The 11277-nt window shown below is 34.8% G+C and carries 9 protein-coding genes, 1 tRNA gene and 4 pseudogenes; 11 read left to right on the top strand and 3 right to left on the bottom strand.

Annotation, left to right across the window (positions count from 1 at the left end; all coding sequences use genetic code 11):
* The first annotated feature begins 104 nt into the window (after positions 1-104).
* Positions 105-641, top strand: a complete 537-nt coding sequence (locus tag F948_RS08235) for a hypothetical protein (protein WP_041525441.1) — start codon at positions 105-107, stop codon at positions 639-641.
* 204 nt (positions 642-845) lie between these two features.
* Here the strand turns inward: F948_RS08235 and F948_RS08230 are convergent, their stop codons facing one another.
* Positions 846-1592, bottom strand: coding sequence for an IS5 family transposase (locus F948_RS08230; protein WP_004912080.1), 747 nt, complete (start codon positions 1590-1592; stop codon positions 846-848).
* Here F948_RS08230 and F948_RS08225 point away from each other — a divergent pair.
* The 3 genes and pseudogenes from F948_RS08225 to F948_RS08215 all read left to right on the top strand — a co-directional run bounded on the left by F948_RS08225 (position 1579) and on the right by F948_RS08215 (position 3464).
* Positions 1579-2202 (top strand): hypothetical protein, encoded by a 624-nt coding sequence (locus F948_RS08225; RefSeq protein ID WP_080632271.1) that lies wholly within the window; start codon positions 1579-1581, stop codon positions 2200-2202. The genes F948_RS08230 and F948_RS08225 overlap by 14 nt on opposite strands.
* 32 nt (positions 2203-2234) lie before the next feature.
* A pseudogene (locus tag F948_RS08220) lies at positions 2235-2927 on the top strand (amidohydrolase family protein); the annotation flags it as partial.
* A gap of 460 nt (positions 2928-3387) precedes the next feature.
* A tRNA-Ile gene (locus F948_RS08215) sits at positions 3388-3464 on the top strand.
* Between the two features lie 153 nt (positions 3465-3617).
* Here the strand turns inward: F948_RS08215 and F948_RS16405 are convergent.
* A pseudogene (locus F948_RS16405) lies at positions 3618-3782 on the bottom strand (IS5/IS1182 family transposase); the annotation flags it as partial.
* Positions 3783-4214: 432 nt separating this feature from the next.
* On the opposite strand from F948_RS16405, the pseudogene F948_RS08205 reads away from it, so the two are divergent.
* The 5 genes and pseudogenes from F948_RS08205 to F948_RS08185 form a co-directional block, all read left to right on the top strand.
* Positions 4215-5435 (top strand): annotated as a pseudogene (locus F948_RS08205) (HsdM family class I SAM-dependent methyltransferase); the annotation flags it as partial.
* A complete protein-coding gene (locus F948_RS08200) occupies positions 5432-6865 on the top strand; it encodes a restriction endonuclease subunit S (RefSeq protein ID WP_004962545.1) in 1434 nt (477 codons plus the stop codon). The pseudogene F948_RS08205 and the gene F948_RS08200, both read left to right, overlap by 4 nt.
* Before the next feature lie 88 nt (positions 6866-6953).
* A complete protein-coding gene (locus tag F948_RS08195; RefSeq protein WP_004962542.1) occupies positions 6954-8375 on the top strand; it encodes a DarT ssDNA thymidine ADP-ribosyltransferase family protein in 1422 nt (473 codons plus the stop codon).
* A 10-nt stretch (positions 8376-8385) separates the two neighbouring features.
* Positions 8386-9072, top strand: coding sequence for a DarT1-associated NADAR antitoxin family protein (locus tag F948_RS08190; protein ID WP_004962539.1), 687 nt, complete (start codon positions 8386-8388; stop codon positions 9070-9072).
* Between the two features lie 90 nt (positions 9073-9162).
* The gene (locus F948_RS08185) at positions 9163-9648 is read left to right on the top strand and encodes a hypothetical protein (RefSeq protein WP_004962535.1); all 486 of its coding nucleotides are present in this window, start codon (positions 9163-9165) and stop codon (positions 9646-9648) included.
* A gap of 158 nt (positions 9649-9806) precedes the next feature.
* Here F948_RS08185 and F948_RS08180 read toward each other — a convergent pair whose 3' ends face one another.
* Positions 9807-10472: an A1S_2505 family phage non-structural protein gene (locus F948_RS08180; RefSeq protein ID WP_004962531.1), complete on the bottom strand. Its 666-nt coding sequence runs from the start codon at positions 10470-10472 to the stop codon at positions 9807-9809.
* Positions 10473-10795: 323 nt separating this feature from the next.
* Between F948_RS08180 and F948_RS08175 the strand changes: the two genes are divergently transcribed.
* Positions 10796-11095, top strand: a complete 300-nt coding sequence (locus F948_RS08175) for a hypothetical protein (protein WP_004962528.1) — start codon at positions 10796-10798, stop codon at positions 11093-11095.
* A gap of 19 nt (positions 11096-11114) precedes the next feature.
* Positions 11115-11277, top strand: a pseudogene (locus F948_RS16400) (IS701 family transposase); the annotation flags it as partial.

The raw sequence follows: 11277 nt of genomic DNA, 5'->3' as shown, positions 1-11277 counted from the left end.
CGAAATAGGCGTAAACGCATGGGTTTACGTCTGAATTTAATTGCTGCAATTTACAACATGGAGTTGGTTAAAAAATGATTTTTGCAAGAGGTCTATTAATTACGATGGAACAAATGCAAAAAATGTGGCCTCGTGTTACTTTAGCTAAGATGCAACCAATTATGGATGAGTTAAATGCAAATATAGAGGCATATCAATTAAATACTAGATTAAGACAGTCTCATTTTTTTGCTCAAGTTTTTGGTGAAATTGGAGCAAAGTTCAGCCTTAGAGAAGATATTTCTAATTATACGGCAAACAATTTAATAGCACTTTCATCATATTATAAAGCACGACCTGAGGAAGCTAAAATAGATGCCAAGGTTTCTCCTCGGGAGCAGAAGGTAAAATCTATTACTAATAAGTGGTATATGGATAAAAATAGACCTAAGCATTTAGCTTTAGGTAATATTAAAGATGGAGACGGCTATGAATTTCTTGGTAGAGGATTAAAGCAGACCACAGGTCGGTATAACTACTCAGTTCTGACGACAATGTATCCTAAAATTTGGTCTGATGATGGCAAGATAGATTTTACGGAGACACCAGAATTATTAGAGCAGCCTAAATATGCTTCAAGGTCGGCAATAGTTTTTGGCTAGATAAAAGTTTGTATACTGTGGCAGATAGTGGGGCAACGGATACAGTAGTTGACAAAATCACTAAAGTAATTAATCAATATGCCCCAAATAAAAAAGAAAGGAAAGCGTATTTTAAGAAAGCCAGAAACATTTTTATTTGAAAATAATTTTTGAGGTGAATTAAATTGAGTAGGGTCTGTTGACATTTACTGTTCATAATTAAACCTATAAAGGTAGCCATAAAAATATACAGGCTAAGGCAACAGCACTTTGATAATTTCTTTTGAGCTTGTCGTATCGAGTAGCTATCCCTCTAAATTGTTTTAATCTACAAAACATATTTTCAACTAAATGCCTGATTTTATATAAATACCAGTCCATATGATCATTGTTCGATTGGCTATTTATTTTCTTTGGTATATTCGCTTTTGTTCCTGTTTTTCTGATCTGCTCACGCAGTGGTTCTGAATCATAGCCTTTATCTGCGCATACCACTTCTGTCTCTTTTAAATCTAATGTTGCTATTAAATCAGGTGCAACTTTGATGTCATGTGTAGTGCCATCGGTAATCATGAAATCAATAGGATTGCCATGTGAATCAACAATCAAATGTATTTTTGAGGAGTTTCCTCCTACACTTTTAGAAATGGATTGATTCGCTATACCGGCAGAATGTTGATGAGCACGTACGTGAGAGCCATCAATAAAAATCCACTCCATATCGGGGCATGATGCTAATAATTTGAATAATCTAAGCAACTTACCGCTGCTTGACCAACGATTAAAACGTTTGAAAATAGAGTTTGATTGACCGAAATAGGAAGGAATATCTCGCCACGGACAGCCTGTTCTAATTCTATAGAGAATAGCTTCAATAAAATTACGTAAATTTGAGTTGTGATGAATAGATAAATTACGCAAAATAGTTTTCAACTTTTGCCAGTGTTGATCTGTCAGCATGGTACGAGGCATAGCGAATAGTAAAATTAGGTTTGGCGATTTGATTTTACTACTTCGCTATTTTTTTAAGCTAAAAGTGTCAACACACCCTAGATTTTACATAGTTTTTTTTTTACTATTCACTATACAAGCAACATATGCCGAAATAGCAAGCGAGAATTTTTGTAAGGTAGATCAAACATATAAATTAAGTATCTTTAGTAAGAGTGATGCTAAATTTATATCAAAAAATTGTGAGTTATCTCCTGAAAATCAGTATATTGAAAGTTTTTTAATTATAAAAAATGAAAAAAATTATATTAATAAAATTGAAGGGCGAGTTGGGAATGGTGGGGGAGTTGAATTAATTGCAGTTAGTTTATATAAAAAAAATAGCAAGCCACCAGTTTTAATAACTTTGTATTCAGAAACATATTGTTGTTATCCGCAGCCGAGTGGAAAGCTGTATACCGTTGATCTATATGAAATTAAAAAAGAAAGAAACCATGTGGTTTTAAACTCAATAACGAATATTTTAGGGAGGGATAATTCAGGGCTAGAAGGTGTTTCAGATGACTATATGCACTTTAAATTTAAAGATATTGCTTCTATTAAGAAATGGCTTGATAAGAATCATAAATAAATTTTGGGACTGTATTAGATAAGGTGCACTAGATCAAACTCGCTGCTGGAGGCGGTGTTTCTTCTCAATATGATTCAATTGATGTAGCTCAATATTCAGAGGAAGAATTTAGAGCGGCGGTGAATGCAGCTGAAAATTGGGGAACATATGTTGCAGTGCATGCTTACACGCCTAGAGCAATTCAAGCGGCTCTTAAAGGTGGTGTTAAAGTCATTGAACATGCACAACTGATAGATGAACCAACGATCAAAATGATGGCACAAAAAAATGCTTGGTTAAGTAGTCAAGCATTTCTTGATAATGAATATTCGAATCCCCAACAAGGTGAGGCAAGGGTTAAGCAAATTGAAGTACAAAAAGGTACTGATGATGCATTTAAGTTAGCTAAGAAATACAAGCTTAAAGTAGCTTGGGGCACAGATATTTTATTCAACCCAAAGATGACTAAGAATCAAGGGGCAATCCTTGCGACGATGACACACTGGTATACAGCTCCAGAGGTTTTAAAAATGGCTACTTCAACCAATGCAGAGTTACTTGCGCTCTCTGGTCCTCGTAATCCATACCCAGGTAAACTAGGAGTAGTAGAAGAAGGAGCTTTAGCTGATTTACTGTTAGTAAATGGGAATCCACTTGAAAATATAAACTTAGTTTCCAATCCCGAAACTAACTTTGTGGTAATCATGAAAGATGGTGTGATTTATAAGAATACGGTTGCTAAGTAATTTATAATTATTGGCTGCTGACTTATTCAAGCTAAAGTATTCAATACATACTTTAGCTTATTTATTTTACGATCTTTAAATTATAAATAAAATTAAAAGCTTCATGTTTTAAAGTCTTCCAATTTATTAGAGCAATGGATTATATAATTTGTTGATTTTAATGCTTATGAGTTTTGAACCATTTAAATAAAAAATATTAATGTATACTTTTACTATGTATTGAAGAGAAGCAGATTTGGTTTTACGATTCTCCATGAAGATATTTTGGTTGAATAATAATCTAAGGATTTTCTAGGCTTTGTTCTTGCCAGTATCATTGTGAATGATCCTGATCAAGTAAAATGATGTATTAATGTACAATAGAGCTAAACGTCTGCACAAAAATTATTGCATTGCAAAACTGAATTATGTAGAATCTGCCACAAGTTAAATTATTGTATTCAATAATTTTAACGTTTTAGGGCCTATAGCTCAGTTGGTTAGAGCAGCGGACTCATAATCCGTTGGTCGACAGTTCAAGTCTGTCTGGGCCCACCATATAAAACAACCACTTACGTGCACTAATCGTAAGTGGTTTTTTTGTTTTTAGATTCTGGTAAGCAAATGGTAAGCAGCTTAAATCAACATTATTTTTAATTGGCTTTATGGCATAAAGATTTTAAAGATAGAGTTGTCTGTAGTTATTAAAATTCAAGTGACAACGTGGGTATGAAGTCGGTCTAATATCGTAAACTTTTTTAAGACTGCCACACGTGCATGAATCTCTTTGACTTGACTGTCAAAATACCTAGCACTGAGTTTATCGCCTAATAATTTGCTGTAATGCTTTCTTGTTTCGACCAACTTATCGCCATGGATATCTTAACCATTCTTCCAAATGCTTCTCCGCAGACAATTAAGCACCCACTGAAATCCACTTTTTTATCCGCGCAACATCCCCATATAGTTTTCTTTAGTAAGTAAACCAAAATGTTTTTTTGCGATAAAGCACTCTATTCTAGAATCTGTTTATATAGACGCGGATTTAAAATGCTCTCATCTATGCAAGGAATTAAATGATTAAGTTTAGAATGAGCATGAAGATCTACTTCAGCTTTTATAGATATATTTTTAATTTCATTAGACCAATTACTATTTCTATATTGTCTCCAATTTAATTTAATTTTGATTGGTCGATTATAACCATTTAATTCCATAATAAAAATTTGATTGAATAATTCATCAAATAACAAGACATGTGAACGATGGAGGTGAGGATTTTTTTTAAGTAGTAGCTCTAATGAATTTGACAAACTAGACTGGTTTAGTATTAAAGCGGATGGTTTAGGCGACCTATACGAAGGCTTATTAGAAAAGAACGCAACTGAAACTAAATCAGGTGCAGGTCAGTACTTTACGCCACGCCCATTGATTAACTCTATTGTGCGTTGTATGCAACCAAAGCCAAGTGAAGTGATTCAAGATCCTGCATGCGGTACGGCAGGCTTCCTAATTGCTGCGGATGCGTATATACGACAGCACCATGATTTATATGCACTGACTGAACAAGAAACTCAGTTCTATACTTTAGATGCTTTTGTTGGTGTTGAGCTTGTACCGAATACGCGCCGTCTCGCTCAAATGAACTGTTTGCTGCATGATATTGGAGGTGAGCAAGGTGCAATTAAACTGGGTAACTCATTGGGTCCTGTGGGGCAGGCGTTGGCAAAAGCGGATGTAATTTTAGCCAATCCGCCATTTGGTACATCTAAAGGTGGTGAAGCGAGTATTACCCGTGATGATTTGCCATTTAACACTTCAAATAAGCAATTAGCATTCTTGCAGCATATTTATAAGAACTTAAAACCAGGTGGTCGTGCCGCCGTGGTATTACCTGATAACGTGCTGTTTGAAGCTGGACAGGGTACAGCAATTCGTCAGGACCTGATGAACAAATGTAATGTGCATACGATTTTGCGTTTGCCGACAGGGATTTTCTACGCGCAAGGCGTAAAAACCAATGTGTTGTTCTTTACCAAAGGAACAGAAGTCAATCCGCTACAAGATGAAAACTGTACGACTGAGACATGGGTATATGACCTACGTACCAATATGCCAAGTTTTGGTAAGCGTACGCCATTTACCGAAGCACATTTAAAAGGTTTTGAAACGGTCTACGGCGCTGACCCGAAAGGTTTATCAGTACGTGCAGAGGGTGAATGGTCTTTAATTGAAGAAAGTCAGGAGCAAACCCTTGAGAACAGCCGTTGGCGTAAGTTTAGTCGTGAATGGATTAAAGAACAAAAAGGCGATTCTTTAGATATTTCATGGTTAAAAGACAATGACGCCGTGGATGCTGCAAACTTACCAGAACCGCATGTGTTGGCAAGTGAAGCAATGTCTGAACTAACGCAAGCATTGGTTGAGTTGGATGCGTTAATGAAAGCCTTAGGTCAAACCGATGAAGCGAATACTCAAAAACAGCTATTAGCAGATGCTTTAGGTTTAAACGCTGAGGAACAGGCATGAGTTTAGATAATTTGGCTGTTGAGTGGTCTGTAATTGATTTAGAAAGCTTATCTGAATTTATAATTGGTGGTGATTGGGGTAAGGATACTTCACTTGCTGAAGAAAATTATATTGAAGCATTTTGTATAAGAGGTGCTGAGTTTAAAAATTGGAAAACAGATAAAAGTAAGACAGCTGTACCAAGAAAGTTAAAAACTTCTAGCTTAGATACAAGGAGATTAAATGTAGGTGATATTCTTGTAGAAATTTCAGGAGGTGGACCCGATCAGCCTGTTGGTCGCACAGTATATATTGAGGAGTTAGTATTTAAAAATCTAGGTTCTGAAGACATTGTTTGTACGAATTTTCTTAGACTATTCCGCCCAACATCTATTATAAATGCTAAATATCTAAATTTTTACTTAAGTTTTTTCTATAAAACACCTACCATTGTAAATTATCAATCAGGTAGTAATAATTTAAGAAATCTTCAATTCAAAGATTATTTAAAATTAGAAATACCTATAGCTTCTTTAGCCGAACAACAAGAAATCGTTCGTCAGCTTGATATCATGCTCGCGCAAGTCGAGCAAATTAAAGCGCGTTTAGATGCAATTCCTACCATTCTTAAAAAATTCCGTCAGTCGGTTTTGGCGGATGCGGTGAGTGGGAAATTATGTCGTGCTGATGAGAGCTTTAAGGAAATCATTGTTGAAAATACTTGGAAGCATTCTATATATGGCCTACCACATTGGAAAGAATATAAATTTTCAGATGTTGTAGATATTATAGGTGGGAGTCAGCCTCCAAAGTCAGAATTTAGGTCGGAATATCAAGAAGGCTATATTCGACTTATTCAAATTCGTGATTATAAAAGTGATTCACATATTGTTTATATTCCAAAAGAAAAAGCTAGAAGGTTTGTGAGCGCTACAGATGTCATGATTGGTCGATATGGACCTCCGATATTTCAAATTTTAAGAGGTTTGGAAGATGCTTATAACGTGGCTTTAATGAAGGCAGAGCCGAAAGATAATTTGATAGACCAAGAATATCTTTATTGGTATCTGCAAAATTATAAAATTTATAATTACATTGAAGCTGGTTCCGATAGAACAGCAGGTCAATCAGGTGTAAATAAAAAGCATCTTGAAGCTTATCCTATTTTGTTGCCGTCAATAGAAGAGCAACAAAACATAGTTAAAGAAATTGTCAAATTGACCACGTTAGCGAATAGGATTGAAGAAACACTTCAATTAGCCGAAAAGCGAGTTAATTTACTTACACAGTCTATTCTTGCTAAAGCCTTTAGCGGTGAACTAACTGCCGAATGGCGTGAACAGCATCAAGAGCTGATTACAGGTATAAACAGTGCTAAAAGTTTGCTTGCTAAAATTCAAGCAGAGCGGGAAGCGAGTAAGCCTGTGAAAAAGGCTAAAAAAGTAAAATAAGCTTTTTTAGCTTTTATGGTTTATAAGAAAGGTTTTAGAGGTGCTCGAAAGAGTGCCTGAGCTATATTAAATTTATGTGAGGGGTGTAATGGAAATTCTTTTTTTAATAGGAGGATTCTTCTTACTATTTATTTTAATAGCGCCTCTAATTAATGCATTTGGTTCAAATAGTCCTCATAAAGACAAATCTCAAGCTGAAAAAAAAGAGCTAGCTTTAAAAGATATTAAAAAAAATTATGATACAAGCAAGGACTTATTTTCAAAAGGGCTGCAGGCAATTAGTGAAGGAACTGCTCAACTTGAGAAAGCTACAGAGGAGCTGGCTAATAGAGCTGAAAAATATCGGAAAGAAGAATATGAAAAAGATTATCATCGCACTAAAGCCAAAGTGATTGAAATAAATAAAAATAGAAAAGATGCGGGTTTAGAAGAAGTTTCTCTGATAGATTTTTTTGAATACAATAAAGATTATCAGGAGCGAGCGCGTAAAGAACTTGAAGTTTTAGAGGCAAAAAAACGTGCAGAACGTCTAGCTTTACTTATAGAAGAGCATAATAAACTTGAAATTGAATCTAAAAATAAAGGATTAAAAGCAAACCTTGCTTCCGAAGAAAGTTTAAAGAAAAGCCAGTCTATAAGAGTTGATAATGAGAGTAAAACTCCTCAATTAGCACCCCAAAATTGTCCATCTATACCGGCTACATCTAGCCAAATACTAGACATTAAGCTAGATGCCCTGCCGAAAGGATTGGTTGAATTTATCTATATTCGTTATTATTTGACAGGTGAAAAATCGCTACCAAAACTGAAATGTATACACGACAGTTGGGAAAAAAGTATCTATGCTGATTCAATACTCAATGAAGCGCAGTGGGCGAAGATCATTGAAAAAATGTCATTTAATCCAATAAAATGTAAAAAAATTGATGCATTATATCACTTTACAAACAAAGGTAATTTACCTTCTATTTTATCAAAAGGTTTACTCACGAAGAAAACCTTGGAAGAGCAAAATATTGAATATAAATATAATGATGAAAAGCGTCTAGATGGTATAAAAGACTCTATTTCCCTGTCATTTAGTCATCCAAACTGGAAAATGTTTTATAAATATAGGGCTATGAGAGGGTTAGAAGATTGGGTTGTATTAAAAATTTCTCCTGAATTGTTGTCGGGTAATACCAATCCAGATTTAAGTTTATTGAATGATTTTGATTATCTAGATAAAGCAATTTTCTGTAAGAAGAATGCGGCGCATTTTACCGAAAGAACTAAGACTAGCGAAGAAAGAAAATCCCACAAAGTATTTTTGGATATATTTGAATCGACAATTGATATTGAATTGCTTACTTACCCTTACTTAAATGAATCGGAAATTCTTTATCAAGGGAATATTCCTAAAGAATTTATTCAAGAGATTCATGTAATTGAACAAGACCCTGAGCTATTATGGGTACATGGTTTAGGCTTTAAGGTCAGTATTAACAAAACAGTATTTGAGAAAAGATAAGGAAGTCTTCATGGCAAAAAGACCAGTATTTGTACCTAAACTGGACGGCGCTACGCTTGTAGATATTGTCGATGTTGAATTTGAATGGTTTGCTGGAATGCACTTCACACAAAAACAAAAGTCGATTCGATCCTTGCATGAAGCATATCGTACGCAGAATCCAGAAGCCAAGCTTCTAGAGATTTCGAGCAAGTCTGAAATTGAATTAGGAACGCAACTCAGCGCTTTCAATCTGATGTTTAAAACCAAGAGCGGTAAAAACATCAGTGTTGAGAGCATCTTTCAATCATCCAAAGTATTCTCTGACGGCGGTCCGTATAAGGACATTATGGATATGAGCTCACGAGATGCAAAAAAGGATGAGCGCCTAAAAAATTCAGGCAACTTGATTGCTTTTGAATATCGAGATAAACGTTGGCAACTTGAACCTAAAACAGCCTTTTACGACTGGATTTATTTGAATGCACTCAATCTGAATGATGACCTAAAGCAACAAGCACTTGCATATGATGCATTTACTGATATTGAGTTTAACCCGCAAAAGTCGATTAACTGCCAGGCGTATTCAATAGCGCTCTTTGTTGCTTTGAGCAAACGTAATCTGTTGGTGGGTGACACAATTCCACCTAAAGATGAATTTATTGAACTTGTTGAAAAGTTTACGATTAAAAATACAAGTGATGGTTTATTACTTTAGATTGGCTATTTAAATTGAATAGCATTTCCATAGATGTGAAATAAATAATTTCAATTAACTGTGTCGTATATACAGAAAATGAGAGGGAAAATGAGACCAATTGGCCTACACCGTAAATCTAAAGATTACTTAGATACATTAAATATTGACCCTTATGCATTTGAAGAGCGATTCATATACCTCGAATCATTAATAAAAGCGAATCTTGCATTTAAGACGAAACTTGAAAACTTTAAACAACTTATTGATTGTTTAAGCGCAGATCGATGCTTTGCCTTATGGATTGGGGAAACAGAAGATTTAATCATACAATCTGAAGCGTGTTTGCAAAAATTTGCACATGATGAAATCATAGAACAACAATTTGTGGAAGAACATGTTGCTTTGGCAGATCGAATATTCGAGTTAGCCAAAGCACAGGTTTATGAAGGACATTGGGAATATGGGGTTTCAAGTGCTGTAGATCGGCAATTTGATGATCTTACCGAATTATGTAGACGTATCTGGTCAAAAGAAAATAAAGCTTGGGTTAAATTGGCTAAGGCATGGAAAAGTTGTAACTCAAGGGTAATATGATTTGGCTAGCGATCAAAACAATTGCCCATTTCATTATTCTAATGACTCCCGCTGCTTAATTATGTGTAATTAATTTACCCTTTAATTAGCTTATAGATCATCGTTCACAAATAATGATGATCTATAAAAAGAAAATAAGGTTTAAAAAATTCTGTTGGTCACATCAGTTCAGAAAATAATAAAGCCTCTTCCTTTCTAAAATTTTCAATCGCTTGATCGAGTTGATTAAACTGCTGTTCATTGAGTGTGAGATATTGAATATTTTGATTGGTATTAATTCTTTCCCAAACATTTGGCTGCATGTTTAAGCGATGCTGGTGATCTAGCTTCAAACGTACAGTTGTTCCAGTGTTTAAAGGCAATTCAATATGTGTATCATCCGCTTTCCACACGTGTTCAATATCTTCTACAGAAAATACCGTTAAATCTTCTAAGAATGGAACAAAGCTGCGTGGAAAATAAATATTGGTCGGTGAGTCTTTAAATAAAGGACCAATTTGATTTAGGCTGAAATTGGCAAACCCACAGCCAATCTCAGTGAGATAGAACTCAAGATGAGGATTGCTTTTGGCATATTGCTTAAAGTTATTGATATAGTTTTGGATAAGATTTAAATCTAAGACTTCCCCATTTTTAGCAATGGTTGGAATGCCATAAGACTGGCCTTGTCTTCCTTCACCTTGACCTAGTTTTGCACCAAAATGATGTAGAGCGGTTTGTGCATATCCAGAGTAATGCTTACCTAACTCATGACAGCCAAATACTAAGATTTGATCTTCGGAAAAGTTATAGTCTTTAATTTCTTGATAATACTGATAAATCATAAAATGCCTACTTGAAAAACGTTTCGTTGAAGAATGCATATCTATGTATGAGTCAAATCCAATCCAGATCTGAAAAGTACATAACTATCTAGCGAATAAATGAAGTAAAGTATTTAAAAGATTTGTTTAATTTTCCATTAAATGTTAACACAGAATAACTTCAACTGAAGTGCGGTAGGTTCAATAAACAATAGTTGGACGACAACTAATGTCGCAAAGATGCTCGATAGGTTTGCTAATTCAATATCTAAATCGTAGAGTAAGTTATGAAATTAATCCTTATAAACCAAACAACTATAATTCGCTTATCGTGAGGAAAAAATATGGGTGTACATCAAACTAAAAAAACAGTTCAGGATTTAGATATTATCAATCAACTGATATTGGGTGATACTTCTAATGAAAAATCAGGAATCTATATCCTTCCAGTCTTCACCCGTAAAGTCGAAATCGCAGCTGCTTTATTTGGCTTACAATATACGTTTGAACAGCTGAGTCTGCATTATTCAAATGCTAATGAAAAAGAAAATGGACAATTGTTTTTTTGGGTGAAACAACCTAAGGATTGTGAAGATTCAGTCTTTAATAGGACTTACGCATTGACGGATTCAAAAAAGTACTAAAATACTTTATAAAGTATCTGTGATCAGACGAATTAAACATGCTTCTACAGCAACTTGTACTCTACCCATTTATATGGGCTTTCTCATGACAGAACCGAACTCTATTAGCTGCACACAACTTGCCGAGACTTATAATATCTCGCATGATAGTGTAAATCGCTTTCTAGAGCGTGAAGATTACA

Source organism: Acinetobacter junii CIP 64.5, from assembly GCF_000368765.1.
GTDB classification, from domain to species: domain Bacteria; phylum Pseudomonadota; class Gammaproteobacteria; order Pseudomonadales; family Moraxellaceae; genus Acinetobacter; species Acinetobacter junii.
Note: the sequence above shows the minus strand (reverse complement) of the source record. Positions and strands in the feature narration are given on the sequence as shown.

Coding starts and splice junctions, on each gene's coding strand:
- F948_RS08235 (WP_041525441.1), top strand. CDS start 105: ATGGAACAAATGCAAAAAATGTGGCCTCGTGTTACTTTAGCTAAGATG.
- F948_RS08225 (WP_080632271.1), top strand. CDS start 1,579: ATGGTACGAGGCATAGCGAATAGTAAAATTAGGTTTGGCGATTTGATT.
- F948_RS08230 (WP_004912080.1), bottom strand. CDS start 1,592: ATGCCTCGTACCATGCTGACAGATCAACACTGGCAAAAGTTGAAAACT.
- F948_RS08200 (WP_004962545.1), top strand. CDS start 5,432: ATGAGTTTAGATAATTTGGCTGTTGAGTGGTCTGTAATTGATTTAGAA.
- F948_RS08195 (WP_004962542.1), top strand. CDS start 6,954: ATGGAAATTCTTTTTTTAATAGGAGGATTCTTCTTACTATTTATTTTA.
- F948_RS08190 (WP_004962539.1), top strand. CDS start 8,386: ATGGCAAAAAGACCAGTATTTGTACCTAAACTGGACGGCGCTACGCTT.
- F948_RS08185 (WP_004962535.1), top strand. CDS start 9,163: ATGAGACCAATTGGCCTACACCGTAAATCTAAAGATTACTTAGATACA.
- F948_RS08180 (WP_004962531.1), bottom strand. CDS start 10,472: ATGATTTATCAGTATTATCAAGAAATTAAAGACTATAACTTTTCCGAA.
- F948_RS08175 (WP_004962528.1), top strand. CDS start 10,796: ATGGGTGTACATCAAACTAAAAAAACAGTTCAGGATTTAGATATTATC.